The sequence below is a fragment of the Stenotrophomonas muris genome (assembly GCF_052751275.1).
On the sequence record NZ_CP199879.1, the window covers coordinates 3,632,569 to 3,650,150 of the forward strand.

Annotated in this window: 11 protein-coding genes; 10 read left to right on the forward strand and 1 reads right to left on the reverse strand. The window is 68.3% G+C overall.

Translation table 11 applies throughout. From position 1 onward, the window contains the following. Positions 1-84: 84 nt before the first annotated feature. A complete protein-coding gene (locus ACUVWL_RS16980; RefSeq protein WP_445978587.1) occupies positions 85-3,771 on the forward strand; it encodes an indolepyruvate ferredoxin oxidoreductase family protein in 3,687 nt (1,228 codons plus the stop codon). A 73-nt stretch (positions 3,772-3,844) separates the two neighbouring features. On the opposite strand, the gene ACUVWL_RS16985 is transcribed toward ACUVWL_RS16980, so the two are convergent. Beyond that, on the reverse strand, positions 3,845-4,459 hold the full coding sequence (locus tag ACUVWL_RS16985; RefSeq protein WP_111205516.1) for a DUF938 domain-containing protein: 615 nt from the start codon (positions 4,457-4,459) through the stop codon (positions 3,845-3,847). A 766-nt stretch (positions 4,460-5,225) separates the two neighbouring features. Here ACUVWL_RS16985 and ACUVWL_RS16990 point away from each other — a divergent pair. From ACUVWL_RS16990 to ACUVWL_RS17030, 9 genes are read left to right on the forward strand one after another with little or no spacing between them, the layout of a single operon-like run. Next, on the forward strand, positions 5,226-6,857 hold the full coding sequence (locus tag ACUVWL_RS16990) for a TldD/PmbA family protein (protein ID WP_032957606.1): 1,632 nt from the start codon (positions 5,226-5,228) through the stop codon (positions 6,855-6,857). Positions 6,858-6,887: 30 nt separating this feature from the next. Then, positions 6,888-8,522: a TldD/PmbA family protein gene (locus ACUVWL_RS16995; RefSeq protein WP_329768355.1), complete on the forward strand. Its 1,635-nt coding sequence runs from the start codon at positions 6,888-6,890 to the stop codon at positions 8,520-8,522. 21 nt (positions 8,523-8,543) lie between these two features. Further along, positions 8,544-9,878: a TldD/PmbA family protein gene (locus ACUVWL_RS17000; protein ID WP_014645476.1), complete on the forward strand. Its 1,335-nt coding sequence runs from the start codon at positions 8,544-8,546 to the stop codon at positions 9,876-9,878. Then, complete coding sequence (locus tag ACUVWL_RS17005) at positions 9,878-10,585, forward strand: DUF4159 domain-containing protein (protein WP_032957605.1); 708 nt, start codon at positions 9,878-9,880, stop codon at positions 10,583-10,585. Before ACUVWL_RS17000 ends, ACUVWL_RS17005 begins: the two co-directional genes overlap by 1 nt. A gap of 16 nt (positions 10,586-10,601) precedes the next feature. After that, on the forward strand, positions 10,602-11,585 hold the full coding sequence (locus ACUVWL_RS17010; protein ID WP_014645475.1) for an AAA family ATPase: 984 nt from the start codon (positions 10,602-10,604) through the stop codon (positions 11,583-11,585). A 7-nt stretch (positions 11,586-11,592) separates the two neighbouring features. Continuing rightward, on the forward strand, positions 11,593-12,489 hold the full coding sequence (locus tag ACUVWL_RS17015; RefSeq protein WP_032957604.1) for a DUF58 domain-containing protein: 897 nt from the start codon (positions 11,593-11,595) through the stop codon (positions 12,487-12,489). Next, positions 12,486-13,607 (forward strand): BatA domain-containing protein, encoded by a 1,122-nt coding sequence (locus ACUVWL_RS17020; RefSeq protein ID WP_445978588.1) that lies wholly within the window; start codon positions 12,486-12,488, stop codon positions 13,605-13,607. Before ACUVWL_RS17015 ends, ACUVWL_RS17020 begins: the two co-directional genes overlap by 4 nt. After that, positions 13,604-15,772 (forward strand): hypothetical protein, encoded by a 2,169-nt coding sequence (locus ACUVWL_RS17025; RefSeq protein WP_445978589.1) that lies wholly within the window; start codon positions 13,604-13,606, stop codon positions 15,770-15,772. Before ACUVWL_RS17020 ends, ACUVWL_RS17025 begins: the two co-directional genes overlap by 4 nt. Further along, a complete protein-coding gene (locus ACUVWL_RS17030) occupies positions 15,769-17,577 on the forward strand; it encodes a hypothetical protein (protein WP_111206347.1) in 1,809 nt (602 codons plus the stop codon). Before ACUVWL_RS17025 ends, ACUVWL_RS17030 begins: the two co-directional genes overlap by 4 nt. Positions 17,578-17,582 lie beyond the last annotated feature (5 nt).

The following is a 17,582-nucleotide window of genomic DNA, read 5'->3' on the forward strand; positions in this document are numbered from 1 at the left end:
GTCGGGCCTCGCTGCTACAATTCGCGCCTTTCCCGCCGCGTGCCTGCACGCGGCCGGTGCCAGCCGATCCTGACCGGGCCAGCCATGACCAGTACCGCGCAACTCACTTCGCCCTCTTCCGCCGACCTGATCGACCGTGACTACACGCTCGACCACAAGTACACCCGCAACGAGGGGCGGATCTACCTGAGTGGCGTGCAGGCGCTGGTGAAACTGCCGTTGATGCAGCGGCTGCGCGACGCGCACGAAGGCATCGACAGCGCCGGTTTCGTCAGTGGCTACCGTGGCAGCCCGCTGGGCGGCTTTGACCTGGAGCTGTGGCGCGCGCGCAAGCACCTGGACGCGGCCAAGGTGAAGTTCACCCCCGGCCTGAACGAGGACCTGGGCGCCACCATGGTGTGGGGCACCCAGCAGACCAACCTGTTCCCCGGCGCCAACGTGCAGGGCGTGTTCGGCATGTGGTACGGCAAGGGCCCAGGCGTGGACCGCTGCGGCGACGTGTTCAAGCACGCCAATGCCGCCGGCACCTCGCGCCATGGCGGCGTGCTGGCGCTGGCCGCCGATGATCACGCCTGCCGCAGTTCAACCCTGCCGCATGGCAGCGAGGACGAGTTCGTCAGCGCGATGATGCCGGTGCTGAATCCGGCCGGCGTGCAGGACATCCTGGACATGGGCCTGCTGGGCTGGGCGATGAGCCGCTATACCGGCCGCTGGGTCGGCTTCAAGACGATCGCCGAGACGGTGGAATCGTCGGCCTCGGTCGAGGTCGACCCGATGGCGCGCCGCATCGTGCTGCCGGAAGACTTCGAAATGCCTACGGGCGGCCTCAACATCCGCTGGCCGGACCCGCCGCTGGACCAGGAAATGCGCCTGCACCGCTATGCGGTGAAGGCCGCACAGGCGTTCGCCCGCGCCAACGGCATCGACAAGGTGGTGATGGACGCGCCGCGCGCGCGGCTGGGCATCGTCACCACCGGCAAGAGCTATTTGGATGTGCTGCAGGCGCTGGAATACCTGGGCCTGGACGAAGCCGCCTGCGCCGACATCGGCATCCGCGTGTACAAGGTCGGCATGACCTGGCCGCTGGAGCCGCAGGGCATCGCGCGCTTCGCGCAGGGCCTGGAAGACATCATCGTAGTGGAAGAGAAGCGTGCCTTCATCGAGCGCCAGATGAAGGAACAGTTCTTCAACTGGCCGGCCAGCTGGGGCCAGCGCCCGTCCATCGTCGGCAAGTACGACGAGAGCGGTGAGTGGATCCTGCCGTCCACCGGTGAACTGACCCCGGCCACCATCGCCGGCGTGATCGGTCGCCGCATCCAGAAGTTCTTCAACAACGCATCGATCGAGCAGCGCCTGCAGTGGATGCAGGAGAAGGAAGCCGAACTTGCGTTGCCGCGCGCCAGTTTTCCGCGCGTACCGCACTACTGCTCCGGCTGTCCGCACAACACGTCCACCAACGTCCCGGAAGGCTCGCGTGCGCTGGCCGGCATCGGTTGCCATTACATGGTGACCTGGATGGACCGCAGCACCGATACCTTCACCCACATGGGCGGCGAAGGCGTGACCTGGGCCGGGCAGGCGCCATTCACCGATACCCCGCACGTGTTCCAGAACCTCGGCGACGGCACCTACTTCCACAGCGGTTCGCTGGCGATCCGCCAGGCGGTCGCCGCCGGCGTCAACATCACCTACAAGATTCTCTACAACGATGCGGTGGCGATGACCGGCGGCCAGCCGGTGGACGGCCCGCTGAGCGTGCCGGACATTGCAAAACAGATGCGTGCCGAGGGCATCCACACCATCGTGGTGCTGTCGGACAACATCGGCAAGTGGACCGGCCAGCGCGAGCACTTCCCCAGCGACGTCGAGTTCCATGACCGCAGCGAGCTGGACGAAGTGCAGAAGCGCCTGCGCGAAGTGAAGGGTGTTTCGATCCTGATCTACGAACAGACCTGCGCCACCGAGAAGCGCCGCCGCCGCAAGCGCGGCAAGCTGGAAGACCCGCAGAAGCGGGTGCTGATCAATTCGCTGGTCTGCGAAGGCTGCGGCGACTGCGGCAAGAAGAGCTTCTGCGTGTCGGTGCTGCCGAAGGAAACCGAGTTCGGGCGCAAGCGCGAGATCGACCAGTCCAACTGCAACAAGGACTATTCCTGCGTGAACGGCTTCTGCCCGAGCTTCGTCACCGTGCACGGTGGCCAGCCGCGCAAGGGCAGCAAGCGCGATGCGTCCATGCTGCTGGACAACCTGCCGGCACCGACCCTTCGCGACAGCCTGGAACAGCCCTGGAACATCCTGATCACCGGCGTCGGCGGTACCGGCGTGGTGACCATTGGCGCGCTGCTGGGCATGGCCGGCCACCTGGAAGGCAAGGGCGCGACCGTGCTCGACCAGACCGGCCTGGCGCAGAAGGGCGGCGCGGTGACCACGCATATCCGCATTGCCCGTCGCCCTGAAGACATCCACGCCGTGCGTATCGCCGCCGGTGAAGCCGACCTGGTGCTGGGCTGCGACATGGTGGTGGTCAACGATTACTGGGCGCTGTCGAAGGTGCGCGCCGGCCGTTCGCAGGTGGTACTGAACACCTACGAAGCGATGCCGGGCACGTTCACCACCCGCCCGGACATGCAGTTCCCCGCCGCCGACATCATCGCCGGCGTGCGCGTGGCACTGGGCGGCCAGGAACCACTGCTGCTCGATGCCACCCAGCTGGCCACCGCGCTGCTGGGCGATGCCATCGCCGCCAACCTGTTCATCCTCGGCTACGCCTGGCAGCAGGGCCTGGTGCCGCTGTCGTTCGACTCACTGATGCGCGCCATCGAGCTCAATGGCGCCGCCGTGGCGATGAACCAGCAGGCCTTTGCGTGGGGCCGCCTGGCCGTGGTCGATCCGCAGGCCGTGCAGCAGGCCGCCGGCCTGGTGCGCAACCGCCACACCGATGCCGAATCCACCCCGGGCCCGCTGCATCCGCTGCCGCCAGGCGAGTGGGAGGGCAATGAATGGGGTGCCACTGCGGCACCGCGCAACACCGGCGACGAACGCGAACTGCGCGGCCTGCCCTCGCACGGTGGCGACGTGGCGTTCCTGCCGCTGGATGACGCCCGCCTGTCGCGCTCGCTGGATGAAATGATCGAGCGCCGCGCCGCGTTCCTGGTCGAGTACCAGGACACTGCCTACGCCAACCGCTACCGCCGCCTGGTCGAGCGCGTGCGCACCGCCGAAGCCGAGCGCATCGGCGGCTCCACGGCGCTGACCGAGACCGTGGCCCGCTACCTGTTCAAGCTGATGGCCTACAAGGACGAGTACGAAGTGGCCCGCCTGTACACCAGCGGCGACTTCCAGCGCCGCCTGCAGCAGCAGTTCGAGGGCGATTACCAGCTGCGCTTCCACCTGGCGCCGCCGCTGTTCGCCAGGAAGGATGAGCAGGGCCGGTTGCTGAAGAAGGAATACGGCCCGTGGATGTTCAAGGCCTTCGGCCTGCTGGCCAGGCTGAAGTTCCTGCGTGGCGGCCGCTTCGACGTATTCGGGCGCACCGCGGAACGCCGCATGGAGCGCAAGCTGATCGGCGATTACGAGGCCACCGTGCAGGTACTGCTGGACGGCCTGGATGACGACCGCCTGGCCCTGGCGGTGGAGATTGCCAGCATCCCCGAGCACATCCGCGGCTTCGGCCACGTCAAGGAAGCGCATTTCGAGCAGGCCAAGGCGCGCGAAGCGGCCCTGCTGGCGCAGTGGCGCAATCCGAAGGCGCTGCATATCGTGCAGGTGGCTTGAAGGGAGTGCCGGCCGCTGGCCAGCATTCATCCCGGCAATCGGTTGCCGGCCAGCGGCCGGCACTACCGATGGTTTACCCCAACCGCCACAGCAGCAGGCGGTTGTTGGCCGGCATCGCTACATCCCCCAGGCGGGTGAATCCGTGGTCGGCGGCCAGCGCCTGCACCGCTTCGCTATCGCGGATGCCGCTGCGCGGGTCGCGCGCCTTCAGCCAGGCATCGAACTGCGCGTTGCTGTCGCTGCTGTAGCGGCCGCCGTAGTTGAACGGGCCGTACGCCGCCAGCAGCGCGCCGCGACGCAGCACCGATGGCAGCGCGGCGAACAACGCCTGCACGTGCGCCCAACTCATGATGTGCAGCGTGTTGGCGCTGAACGCGGCGTCGAACGTGCTGCTCTGTGGCAGGCTGAGCCCAGGCGCCGGTGGCAGTTCCACCTGCAGCGCCACCGCCGGCAGCAGGTTCAGCAGCGCCGCTTCCGCGCGCCAGGCCTCGATGCCGGGCAGATGGTCCGGATGGTCGCTGGGCTGCCAGCGCAGCCAGGGCCAACGCTCGGCGAAGAAGGCCGCGTGCTGGCCGGTGCCGCTGCCGATTTCCAGCACCCGATGGCGGTCGCCCATCCACGGGTCGAGTGCGGCGGCGATCGGTTCGCGGTTGCGCTCGCAGGCTTCTGAATGCGGCTTGCTCGACATCAGGACGGTGTCCGGGCGGGGTCGGCCCCATTGTGCACGAGGGGGGTGTTCCGAGCAGGGCTGCGCCCTGCACCTGCTTCAAGCCACAGCAACGGCAACAGCCAAAGCAACAGCAACAGCGGGCTTCCTGAGGGATGGCGGGGTGGATCCGGTGGCAGGGGACGCCGTAAATCCGTCCATGGAGGCTCGGTCGCGCCATCCATGGCGCTCACGCCCCTGCCACCGGACCCACCCCGCCTTCGACAGTTGGCCGCGATCTGTCGGAAACATCTTGGGGTCAGATCCGTTTTCCGCAGGAAAACGGATCTGACCCCGAATTTCATTCGATATCTGACAGATGTGTCGACCAAGGTCGACACCTACCAGCAGCGCACGGAATCTGTCAGAGGCGGGGCGGTGTGGGTGGGCAGGACCGTTGGCGCCATGGATGGCGCCATCGAGCCCCCATGGGTGAGGGCGCTTTGCTTGCGAAGCACTGCTTCGCAAGCGCCCGAACGCACAGCCGCCAGCGGCTGGGCCGGACCCCGGAGGGGGGTTTACGGCGTGTCCTGCCCACCCACACCGCGCCGCCATCCCTCAGCAAGCCCGCTGTTGCTGTGGCTGTTGCTCCGGCTCTGAGCAGGTGCAGGGCTGCAAGCCCTGCCGAAACACCCCCAACCATGACTGCAGTCACTTGCCCGGATGCCCCGCGCTGGCGAAAGTCGAGTGGTTGACGTGATCGGCTCGGCCCGTTGCCGGCCGCACGCAAGCGAGAGAGAGAAACGCTGTGCAACGACGTGAGTTCCTGGCTTTTTCCGGTCTGGGCCTGGCGGGCCTGCTGCTGCCGCATTCCCGTGCCATCGCCGCCGAGCAACTGCTCGCCCCGGTCGACACCCTCCAGCGCAGGCGCCTGGCGGACGTGGCGCTGGCCACCGCACGCACGGCCAAGGCCAGCTACTGCGATGTGCGCATCGGCCGCTACCTCAACCAGTCGGTCATCACCCGCGAGCATCAGGTCGGCAACGTGACCAACCGCGAATCGTCCGGCGTGGGCGTGCGGGTGATCGTCAACGGGGCCTGGGGCTTCGCTGCCACCCACCAGCAGACCGAGGCCGCCGTACGCGCTGCGGTCGAGCAGGCGGCCGCGATCGCCCGCGCCAACGCCAGCATCCAGACCCGGCCGGTGCAGCTGGCGCCGACACCGCCGGTCGGGGAGGTGCGCTGGCAGACCCCCGTCCGCAGGAACGCGATGGCGGTGCCGATCCAGGACAAGGTCGAACTGCTGCTGGCCCTCAATGCCGCCGCGCTGGATGCGGGCGCCGACTACATCAATTCCACCCTGTTCCTGGTCAACGAACAGAAGTACTTCGCCTCCAGCGATGGCTCGTTCATCGACCAGGACATCCATCGCATCTGGCTGCCGTTCACCGCCACCGCCATCGACAAGGCCAGCGGCAGGTTCCGCACCCGCGCCGGCCTGTCCTCGCCGATGGGCATGGGCTATGAGTTCCTCGATGGCGATGCGCGCGGCAAGGTGCACCTGCCCGGTGGCATCACCGCTTACCGCGATTCCTACGACCCGGTCGAGGACGCCATTGCGGCCGCCCGCCACGCGCGCGAGAAACTGAAGGCGCCGTCGGTGAAGCCCGGCAAGTACGACCTGGTGCTGGACCCGTCCAACCTGTTCCTGACCATCCACGAAAACGTCGGCCACCCGCTGGAGCTGGACCGCGTGCTCGGCTACGAAGCCAACTACGCCGGCACCAGCTTCGCCACGCTGGACAAGCGCGATGCGGGTTTCCGCTGGGGCAGCGACATCGTCACCTTCTTCGCCGACAAGACCCAGCCGGGCAGCCTCGGTGCGGTCGGCTACGACGACGAGGGCGTCAAGACCCAGCGCTGGGACCTGGTGCGCGACGGCATCCTGGTCGATTACCAGGCCACCCGCGATGAAGCCCATATCCTCGGCCGCGATGCATCGCATGGCTGCAGCTACGCCGATTCCTGGTCCAGCGTGCAGTTCCAGCGTATGGCCAATGTCTCGCTGGCGCCGGGCAAGCAGCCGCTCAGCGTCGAGGACATGATCAAGGACGTGGAGAACGGTATCTACATCCACGGCCGGGGGTCGTACTCGATCGACCAGCAGCGCTACAACGCGCAGTTCGGTGGCCAGCTGTACTACCAGATCAAGGACGGAAAGATCGCCGGCATGGTCGAGGATGCGGCCTACCAGATCCGCACGCCGGAATTCTGGAATGCCTGCACGGCCATCTGCGATGAACGCGATTTCCGCCTGGGCGGTTCGTTCTTCGACGGCAAGGGCCAGCCCGGCCAGGTCTCGGCGGTCTCGCACGGTTCGTCCACCACCCGCTTCAACGGCATCAACATCATCAACACCGCGCGCAGTCTCGGCGCTTGAGCCACCCATCCTTCGACATGGAGAGCAGCCTTGCAAAGACGTGACTTCCTGGCCCTGACCGGGCTTACCGCGGGCGGGCTGATCGTGCCCTCCTTCTTCGGCAAGGTGATCGCCGCCGAGCAGCTGCAGTCCAGCCTCGACCCGGCATTGAAGAAGCGCCTGGCCGACGCGGCGCTGCAGGCGGCGCGCAGCGCCGGTGCCACCTACTGCGACGTGCGCATCGGCCGCTACCTGCGGCAGTTCGTGATCACCCGCGAGGACAAGGTGCAGAACGTGGTGAACACCGAGTCCACCGGCGTGGGCATCCGCGTGATCGTCAACGGCGCCTGGGGCTTCGCCGCCACCAACGCACTGGGTACCGCCGACGTGGCCAGGGCCGCGCAGCAGGCGGCGGCCATCGCCAAGGCCAATGCCGGCGTGCAGACCGCACCGGTGCAGCTGGCCAAGGCGCCGGGCGTGGGTGAAGTGAGCTGGCGCACGCCGATCCGCAAGAATGCGATGGAGGTGCCGATCAAGGACAAGGTCGGCCTGCTGCTGGACGTCAACGCTGCCGCAATGGGCGCTGGTGCCAGCTTCGTCAACTCGATGCTGTTCCTGGTCAACGAGCAGAAGTACTTTGCTTCCACCGATGGTTCCTATATCGACCAGGACGTGCACCGCATCTGGGCGCCGATGACGGTCACCGCCATCGACAAGAGCAGCGGCAAGTTCCGCACCCGTTCGGGCCTGTCCTCGCCGATGGGCCTGGGCTACGAGTACCTGGACGGCGCCGCCGCCGGCAAGGTGGTCAGCCCGAATGGCGTGGTCAACTACAGTTCTTCCTACGACATGAAGGAAGACGCCATCGCCGCCGCCCGGCAGGCGCAGGAAAAGCTGAAGGCCCCGTCGGTGAAGCCGGGCAAGTACGATCTGGTGCTCGATCCGTCGCATACCTGGCTGACCATCCACGAGTCGATCGGCCACCCGCTGGAACTGGACCGCGTGCTCGGCTACGAAGCCAACTACGCCGGCACCAGCTTCGCCACCCTGGACAAGCGCGAACAGCATTTCCAGTACGGCAGCGAGCTGGTCAACATCTTCGCCGACAAGACCCAGCCCGGCAGCCTCGGCGCGGTGGCATACGACGATGAAGGCGTGAAGTGCAAGCGCTGGGACCTGATCAGCAACGGCAAGCTGGTGGACTACCAGACCATCCGCGACCAGGCCCACATCCTCGGCAAGACCGAGTCCGACGGCTGCTGCTATGCCGACTCGTGGTCCAGCGTGCAGTTCCAGCGCATGGCCAACGTGTCGATGGCACCGGGCAAGACGCCGCTGAGCGTGCCGGACCTGATCAGGGACGTGGAGAACGGCATCTACATCATCGGTGATGGTTCGTTCTCGATCGACCAGCAGCGCTACAACGCGCAGTTCGGCGGCCAGCTGTTCTACGAGATCAAGAACGGCCAGATCACCCGCATGCTGGAAGACGTGGCCTACCAGATCCGCACGCCGGAGTTCTGGAACGCCTGCACCGCCGTGGCCGACGAACGCGACTACCGCCTGGGCGGTTCGTTCTTCGACGGCAAGGGCCAGCCGGGACAGGTCTCGGCGGTCTCGCACGGCTCGTCCACCGCGCGCTTCAACGGCATCAACGTCATCAACACCGCACGCAGCCTCGGCTGACCGGTCAGGAGCCCTTACACCATGAGTATCTTCACCGAAGCCCAGGCCAAGGCCATCCTCGACAAGGTCATCGCCCTGTCCAAGGCCGACGAGTGCACCGCCGTGCTGGCCGGCGCGATCAGCGGCAACATCCGCTTCGCGCTGAACAATGTCTCCACCAGTGGCATTGTCGACAACACCGAACTGGCAGTCACCGTCGCCTTCGGCAAGCGCGTCGGCACCGCCTCGATCAACGAGTTCGACGATGCCGCGCTGGAACGCGTGGTGCGCCGTGCCGAAGACCTGGCCCGCCTGGCCCCGGAGAACCCGGAGTTCATGCCGGCCATCGGCAAGCAGAGCTACCGCGCCAGCCCCACCTTCAGCGAATCCACTGCTGCCATCGATCCGGCGTTCCGTGCCAAGGTCGCCGCCGATTCGATCGCCCCGTGCCGTGGTCACGGCCTGATCGCCGCCGGCTTCCTCGAGGACGGCCAGGGCTTCCAGGCCACCGCCAACAGCAACGGCAACTTCGCCTACCAGCGCACCACCAACTTCGATTACACCTGCACCGTGCGCACTGAAGATGGCCGCGGCTCGGGCTGGGTCGGCCGCAACCTGAAGGATGCGGCCGACTTCAAGGCCGACCAGGACATCCGCATCGCCATGCGCAAGGCCACCGAGTCGGCCGAAGCCAAGGCGCTGGAACCGGGCAAGTACACGGTGATCCTGGAGCCGGCCGCAGCGGCAGGCCTGATCAGCTTCATGATGAACTTCTTCAGTGCGCGCTCGGCCGATGAAGGCCGCAGCTTCCTGTCGAAGAAGGGTGGTGGCAACAAGCTGGGCGAGCAGGTCTACGACCCGCGCGTGACCATGATCGCCGATCCGTGGCATCCGGACGCACCGGTGCTGCCGTGGGACAACGAAGGCCTGCCGCGCGAGCGCATGGCCATCATCGAGAACGGCAAGATCGCCAACCTGGACTACTCGCGCTTCTGGGCGCAGAAGCAGGGCAAGACCGCCAAGGCCTCGCCGGGCAACCTGCTGATGAGCGGTGGCGACAAAAGCACCGCCGAGCTGGTGCGTGGCACCCAGAAGGGCATCCTGGTCACGCGTACCTGGTACATCCGCATGGTCGATCCGCAGACGGTGCTGCTGACCGGCCTCACCCGCGACGGCACCTTCTACATCGAGAACGGCCAGATCAAGCACCCGGTGAAGAACTTCCGCTTCAACGAGTCGCCGGTGATCATGCTCAACAACATCGAAGAGCTGGGCAAGCCGGTGCGTGTGGCCGGTGATGAGTCCAGCTACGTGATGATGATCCCGCCGATGAAGCTGCGCGATTTCACCTTCACCTCGCTGTCCGACGCCGTCTGATGGATCGCCGGGCCTGCCTGCGCTGGTTGGCCGCTGCCGCTTCGGCGGCGGCGCTGCCGGCCTGGGCACAGGCAGGCCCGCGCAGTTCGCGCTACGACTTCTGGTTCACCCGCCTGCAGTACGACTCCGGTGACTGGGACGTGGACGCGCGCATGCCGTCCAACCTGATCACCTCGCTGATCGACTACACCTCGCTGCGCGTGGACCCGCAGGAGCACGTGGTGGCACTGGCCGACCCGCGCATGCTGGAAGCGCCGTTCTGCTACCTGGCCGGCCACACGCTGGTGGAGTTCAATGCCGCCGAGCGGCAGAACTTCGTGCGCTATGTGCGCAATGGTGGCTTCGTCTTCGTCGACGACTGCAACCACGATATCGATGGGCTGTTCGCCACCTCGTTCGAGGCACAGATGGGCCGCCTGTTTGGTCCCAGGGCACTGCAGAAGCTGCCCAACAGCCACCCGCTGTACCGCAGCTTCTTCCGTTTCCCCGATGGCCCGCCGGCCACCAGCTTCGAACTCAACGGCTGGGGCGACGACCTGGTGCACGACTACCTGAAGGGCATCGAGATCGATGGCCGCCTGGGGCTGCTCTACAGCAACAAGGACTACGGCTGCGAGTGGGACTACGACTGGCGCAACAAGCGTTTCCTGGCCGAAGACAACACCCGCTTCGGCGTCAACATCGTGATGTACGCGTTGAACAATTGATAGGACCGGCACGCCCATGACTTCCCCCGACCTCGATTCCCTGTTGCCACGCCTGGATGCGCTGCGCGCCGCGCTTGCACGCGCCGTGGTGGGCCAGCACACCGTGGTCGAGCAGCTGCTGATCGGCCTGCTGGCCGGCGGCCACTGCCTGCTGGAAGGCGCGCCCGGGCTCGGCAAGACCTTGCTGGTGCGCTCGCTCGGGCAGGCGCTGGAACTGCAGTTCCGGCGCGTGCAGTTCACCCCCGACCTGATGCCCAGCGACATCCTCGGCACCGAACTGCTGGAGGAAGACCACGGCACCGGCCATCGCCATTTCCGTTTCCAGCAGGGCCCGATCTTCACCCACCTGCTGTTGGCAGACGAACTCAACCGCACCCCGCCCAAGACCCAGGCCGCACTGCTGGAAGCGATGCAGGAACGCACGGTCAGCTACGCCGGCACCACCTACGCACTGCCGGCGCCGTTCTTCGTGCTGGCCACGCAGAACCCGATCGAGCAGGCGGGTACTTACCCGCTGCCGGAAGCGCAGCTGGACCGCTTCCTGCTGCACGTGCTGGTGGATTACCCCAGCGAGGACGAGGAGCGGCAGATCCTGGAACAGACCACCGGCGGCGCCACCGACGCGGTGCCGAAGGTGATGGATGCAGAGGCGGTGATCGCGCTGCAGGCCGCCGTACGCCAGGTGCATGTCAGCCCGGATGTGCTGGCCTGGATCACCCGCCTGGTGCGCGCCAGCCGCCCAGGCGAAGGCGCACCCGCCGCGATCAACCAGTGGGTGAAGTGGGGCGCGGGCCCGCGCGCCGGGCAGTCGCTGGTGCTGGCGGCAAAAGCGCGCGCATTGCTGCAGGGCCGCTTTGCCGCCACCCGCGAGGATGTGCAGGCGCTGGCCGCGCCGGTGATGCGCCATCGCCTGCTGCTGTCGTTCGCCGCCGAGGCCGAGCAGAAGCGTGCCGACGACGTGGTCGCCGCCCTGCTGCAGGCCGTGCCGTTCCCGGGTTGAGCCACGCGTGAACGCCGGTACCCCGCTGACCTTGCCACCGGAACTGCGTGCGCGCCTGCGCACGCTCCGCGTGCGGCCACGCCTGGCCAGCGGCGCCAGTGGCATCGGCCAGCACGCCAGCCGCAGCCGCGGTGCCGGCCTCGAATTCGCCCAGTACCGTGCCTACGAACCAGGCGATGAGCTGCGCCAGATCGACTGGAAGCTGTATGCACGCTCGGACCGCTTCTTCGTGCGCGAATCCGAACGCGAAAGCCCGATCACGGTCTGGCTGCTGCTTGATGCCACCGCCTCGGCCGGCCAGGCCGATCGCGCGGCACCGCAGCGCACCCGCCTGGACCACATGCGCGGTGTGGCCGCCTGCGTGGTGGAACTGGCCCTGCAGCAGGGCGACCGTTTCGGCCTGCTGGCGATCAATGGCGATGGACTGCAGTTGGTGCCCGCAGCGAACGGCGCACGCCAGCGTGATCGCGTGCACCTGCAACTGCATGCGCTGCAGGCGCGTGGCGGCTGGCCTGTGGCCGATCGCCTGCGCCCGCTGTGGGAGCGCGTGCGCCCGGGCGACCTGCTGCTGGCGATCGGCGACGGTTTTGACGAGGCCGGCATTGTGCTGCTGGAACAACTGGCCAGCGCACGCCGCGAAGTGGCACTGCTGCAGATCCTCACCGCCGACGAGCGTGACTTTCCCTTCGACGCAGGCCATCGCTTCCGCGATCCGGAGACCGGCGAGGAACTGCTGGGCGATGGCGCGGCGATCCGCACCGACTACCTGCAACGCTTCGCTGACGCACGCAACGCATTGCAGTCGCGCCTGCAGGCCAGCGGCATCGCCAGTGCCACTGGCTGGCTCGACCAGCCGCTGGACCAACCACTGCAGGCACTGTTTGGCCGCAGGGGCGGCGCATGACCCTGCTGTTCCCGTTGGGCCTGGCCGCGCTCGCTGCAGGGTTGCTGCCGCTGCTGATCCACCTCGCCCGCCGCCATCCGTACACACCGCTGGATTTCGCCGCGCTGCGCTGGCTGCGTGCACAGATCCGGCCGCGCCAGCGCATCCGCTTCGATGACTGGCCGTTGCTGCTGGTGCGCCTGCTGTTGCTGGCCGCGTTGGCCTTGCTGCTGGCACGACCTGCATTGACCGGGCCTGCGCCAGCCCCCACTGCGTGGACGGTCGTAGCCCCAGGGCTGGACGCGACCGCACTACGCGGCACCGCCGAAGCGGGCAACTGGCATTGGCTGGCGCCCGGCTTCCCGGCCATTGATCAAGTGCCACCCGCGTCCACGGCTTCCCTGCCCAGCCTGCTGCGCGAACTGGACGCACAGCTGCCTGCGGGCACCGCATTGACCGTGCACGTTCCCGATCCCCTGCCCGGCCTGGACGGCGCACGCCTGCAGCTGTCGCGCGAGGTGCAGTGGCGTCCGCAGCCGATACCGGTGAGTGAGCAACCGAGTGCCGCAACGTTGCCGCGCCTGCGCGTGCACAGCGATGCTTCGGCCGTCGTCCAGCACTGGTTGAATGCACTGCAGCGCGCGTGGGGCAGGCAGGCGCCGCTCGCGCCTCTGGTGGCGGATGCGCTGCCCGAACGCGGCGAGATCGGCGTGTGGAGCCGCACTGGCGCACTGCCGGCAAACTGGCAGGCGTGGCTGCAGGACGGCGGACGTGTAGTGACTGCCGGCAAGCCTGCCGCCGAGGCCAGCATCCTGCTGCGCAACACCGAGGGCACCCCGCTGCTGTGGCAGCAACGCATCGGCCACGGTGTCCTGCTGTCTCTGCCCGGCGACTGGGATGCCTCAGGCAACGCTGCGCTGCGCGATCCGCAGTTGCCACGCGTGCTGCTGCTGGCTCTGCAGCCGCCTCCACTGCCACGCCTCGGCGATGCCCAGGACCAGGCCCCCCGCCAGGCAGCACTGCCTGCGGCAACGCCGCCGCTGCGCAAGCTCACCCCGTGGTTGCTGCTGGCCATCGTGCTGCTGTTTGCGCTGGAACGCTGGATGGCCAGCAGTCATCGACGCAGGGGGCCCGCATGATCACCCTGCAGCTCGCCTGGCAGCACGCGCGCCGCCGCCGTGCGCTCGTCACCCTGCTGCTGGGCCTGCCGTGGGCGCTGGCCGCAACGGTGCTGGCGCTGCGCCTGGCGGGCTTCGATATCGCCTGCGTGATCGGCACCATCGGCCTGCTTGCCTGCGCAGCGCTCGCCACGGCACGCTCCCGCCAGCTGGACCCGCAGTGGTTGCAGCGCCAGCTCGATGGCAGCGGCGCCAGTGAGGACAGTGCCGACCTGCTGTTTGCCGATGCGCTTACCCTCAATCCGCTGCAGCAGCGCCAGCGCGCGCATGTGCTGGCCACGCTGGAACGCGCGATGCCGGAACTGCGTCCGCGCTGGCCGCGTGGAGCATTGGCGCTGTGCTGGATCGCAGGCCTGGCCATCGTTGCGCTGGCATTCGGCTGGCCACGTTCCAGCCCCGGCTCCGCGCCGGCCCGTGCGTCGGCGCCTGGCAGCACGGCTGCCGCGGGCCCACTGCACCTGCAGTCCACCCGCATGCGCATCGACGCGCCGGCCTATACCGGCCAGGCCACGCTCACCCAGAACGCACTGGATGCCAAGGTCGCCGCCGACAGCCGGCTGTCGTGGTCGTTGCGCTTCGATCGCGCACCGGACAAGGCATGGCTGCAGTTCCACGATGGTCGCCGGTTGCCGCTGAACGAACACGATGGCCAGTGGCAGGCACAGGATGTGGCGCGCACGCCGGTGCTGTACCGCGTGGTGAGCGAGCCGGCGTTGGCCGGAACCGACCTGCATCGTCTGGACGTGGTCGCCGACCGCGCGCCCGGCGTACGCGTGCTGGAGCCGGCCGCCAGCCTGGTGCTGGGCACGCCCGGGCAACGCCAGTGGTCGTTGCGCTTCGAGGCCACCGACGACTATGGCGTAGCCGCGCAGGCAACGCTGTCGATCACCACCACCCAGGGCAGCGGTGAGAACATCACCTTCGTGAAACGCAGCGTGACGCTTGCCGGCAGCGGCGAAGCCACCGCGCGGCGTTTCGCCCACACGCTTGATCTGGCTGCGCTGGGCGCGCAACCGGGCAACGATGTCATCGCCCAGCTGGAAGTGCGCGACAACCACGCGCCAACACCGCAGACCGGGCGCAGCAGCAGCGTGATCCTGCGCCTGCCCAGCGCCGAGGTTGCACTCGGTGCCGAACTGGAAGGCCGCATCAAGAAGACCCTGCCGGCCTATTTCCGCAGCCAGCGGCAGATCATCATCGATGCCGAAGCGCTGATCCGGCAGCGACGCAGCCTCGCCGCCGAGGACTTCGTGAAACGCAGCGATGCGATCGGTGTCGACCAGCGCATCCTGCGCCTGCGCTATGGCCAGTTCCTGGGCGAAGAAAGCGAAGGTGCACCGAAGCCACCGCCGACCAGCGACCTGCCCACCAGCGATGCGCCGACCGCAGACAGCCACGACGACGAACACGATCACGACGATGGCGCCGAGGCCGGTGCGCACGACGCGCATGGCCACGACCACGGCGGCAAGGCGTCCAATGCCGATGCGCCACCGGTGTTCGGCAGCGCCACCGATGTGCTGTCGGAGTACGGCCACACCCACGACCATGCCGAGGCCGCGACCCTGCTCGACCCACAGACCCGCGCCACGCTGAAGGCCGCGCTGGACCAGATGTGGTCGGCCGAAGGCGAGCTGCGCCAGGGCCGTCCGGAGCAGGCACTGCCGTTCGCCTACAAGGCACTGGGGTTCATCAAGCAGGTGCAGCAGGCCGAGCGCATCTACCTGGCACGGGTGGGGCCGGAGCTGCCGCCGATCGATGAAGGCCGCCGGCTGGGTGGCGATCGCGCTGGGCTGGCCAGCCGTGAACTGCCGTTGGCCGCCCGCACCCCGCCCGACCCGGCCATCGTCGAAGCGTGGCAGCGCCTCGGCGATGACACCAGCGTGCCCGACCTCGACGCACTCGCCAGCTGGCAGCAGCGCAATGCCGCCTACCTGCCCGACGCACTCGATCTGGCTGCCGCCATCGAGCAGCTGCGCATCGAACCCGGTTGCCGCGACTGCCGCCAGCGCCTGCGCGCGCAGCTGTGGCGGGCGCTGCAGCGTCCATTGCCGCAGGCGATGCGGCGCAGTGCCGCCGATGCGATGGGGCAGCGGTACCTTGATGCGCTGGAGGCACAGCCATGAACGCCTCCGCTGTGAACCTGTGGATTGCGCTGGCACTCGCCCTGATCGTGGTCATCGCCAGCGTGCGCCAGCTGCGTGGCAATGCCGCGCGTCGTGGCCGCCAGTGGATCGTGATTGCGCTGCAGCTGATCGCTGCCACGCTGCTGTACTTCTGCCTGGTCCCGCCCACCGGCCAGCAACCCGCGGTCGGCCTGGTCGTGCTGGGAATCGATGCCGACAAGGCCGGCGCGCTGCCGGCCAGCGCAGGCCCGCGGCTGCTGTTGCCGGAGGCTGCCGATGTGCCCGGTGGCCAGCGCGTGCCGGACCTGGCCACGGCGCTGCGCCAGCATCCGGCTTCCACGTTGACGCTGGTCGGTGCCGGCCTGGTCGCGCGTGACCGCGACGCGGTACTGCCACGCGACGTGCGCTGGCAGCCGGTAGCTCCGACGCGCGGGTGGATCGCGCTGCAGCCACCCGCCGACACCGCGCCCGGCGCACGCTTCGACGTGCATGCACAGGCGCGCGGCGTCGCCAAGGCCAAGGCGGAACTGCTTGACCCCGCCGACAGCGTGGTCGATCGCGTGGACGTTGCCGAGGACGGTCACGTGCAGCTCAGCGGCATCGCCCGCGCCGAGGGCCGCAGCGTGTTCCAGCTGCGCCTGCTCGATGCCGGCGGTCATGTGGTGGACAGCGCGCCGGTACCGCAGCAGACCCTGCCGGCGGCACCGCTGCGCATGCTGGTGCGTGCCAGTGCGCCGGGCCCGGAGCTGAAGTACCTGCGCCGCTGGGCCGCCGATACCGGCATCCGCGTGCAGGTACAGGCCGATACCGGGGCAGGTGTCAGCGTGGGGGATGGCGCGGTCGCGCTGGATGCAGCGTCACTCGCGCGCAGCGATCTGTTGCTGCTGGACGAGCGCAGCCTGACCGCATTGAGTGCCGGCCAGCTGGCTGCCGTGCGGCAGGCGTTGCGTGACGGCCTTGGCGTTCTGTTGCGCAGTGCAGGCGCACCTGCAGCCGGCGCGCGCCAGCGCCTCCGCGATCTGGGCCTGCCAGTGCAGGGCGATGGCAGCAGCCACGCCCTCGAACTTCCCGGCGATGGCGACAGCGCGGTCCTCGCCGCACGACGCGGCCCGCTCGCCGCCGGAACGCTGCCGACCGGCTACGGCGAGGAGGCTGACCGCAGCTCGCACAGTGCGCCCCTGCCCGCGCTGGAAGCACTGGCGCTGCAGGCGCCAGGCAGCAACGCCCTGCTGCGGGATGGGTCGGGCAAGGCCGTCGGCGGCTGGCGCGCTGCCGGCAAGGGTCGCATCGGCCTGCTGCCGATCACCGACAGCTGGCGCTGGGTGCTGGCCGGACGCGATGATCGCCACGGTGAACTCTGGAGCAGCGTCGTCGCCACGCTGGCGCGCGCGCAGGGCAGCGGTGATGCGCTGTGGTCGCCGCAGACGCTCGGCTGGGCGGGCGAACGGCAGGCGCTGTGCGGCGTGCAGGCGCCACTGCAGGTCTTCAACGCGCGCGGAGACAGCGTGCCCCTGATCGTTGACGGCGCAACGTCGACCCTGCGCTGCGCCGGCTGGTGGCCGCGCGAGGCGGGTTGGCAGCGCCTGCAGCACGGCGACACCACGGTCTGGCGCTATGTGTTCGACCCGAAGGCCGCACCTGCACTGCACCAGCAGGCGATGATCGATGCAACCACGCGGGCGTTGGCCGTCAGCGGGCCGACGAACACGGCGATGATGCAGCCCGTGCCGGGCTCGCGCTGGCCCTGGTGGCTGGCGTTCACGGTGTGCGCTTCGCTGCTGTGGTGGCTGGAGCGGCGGCGCTGACCCTG

Excerpts from the sequence above, each read along its gene's own strand:
- ACUVWL_RS16980 (WP_445978587.1), top strand. The coding sequence starts at position 85 with ATGACCAGTACCGCGCAACTCACTTCGCCCTCTTCCGCCGACCTGATC.
- ACUVWL_RS16985 (WP_111205516.1), bottom strand. The coding sequence starts at position 4,459 with ATGTCGAGCAAGCCGCATTCAGAAGCCTGCGAGCGCAACCGCGAACCG.
- ACUVWL_RS17000 (WP_014645476.1), top strand. The coding sequence starts at position 8,544 with ATGAGTATCTTCACCGAAGCCCAGGCCAAGGCCATCCTCGACAAGGTC.
- ACUVWL_RS17005 (WP_032957605.1), top strand. The coding sequence starts at position 9,878 with ATGGATCGCCGGGCCTGCCTGCGCTGGTTGGCCGCTGCCGCTTCGGCG.
- ACUVWL_RS17010 (WP_014645475.1), top strand. The coding sequence starts at position 10,602 with ATGACTTCCCCCGACCTCGATTCCCTGTTGCCACGCCTGGATGCGCTG.
- ACUVWL_RS17020 (WP_445978588.1), top strand. The coding sequence starts at position 12,486 with ATGACCCTGCTGTTCCCGTTGGGCCTGGCCGCGCTCGCTGCAGGGTTG.
- ACUVWL_RS17025 (WP_445978589.1), top strand. The coding sequence starts at position 13,604 with ATGATCACCCTGCAGCTCGCCTGGCAGCACGCGCGCCGCCGCCGTGCG.
- ACUVWL_RS17030 (WP_111206347.1), top strand. The coding sequence starts at position 15,769 with ATGAACGCCTCCGCTGTGAACCTGTGGATTGCGCTGGCACTCGCCCTG.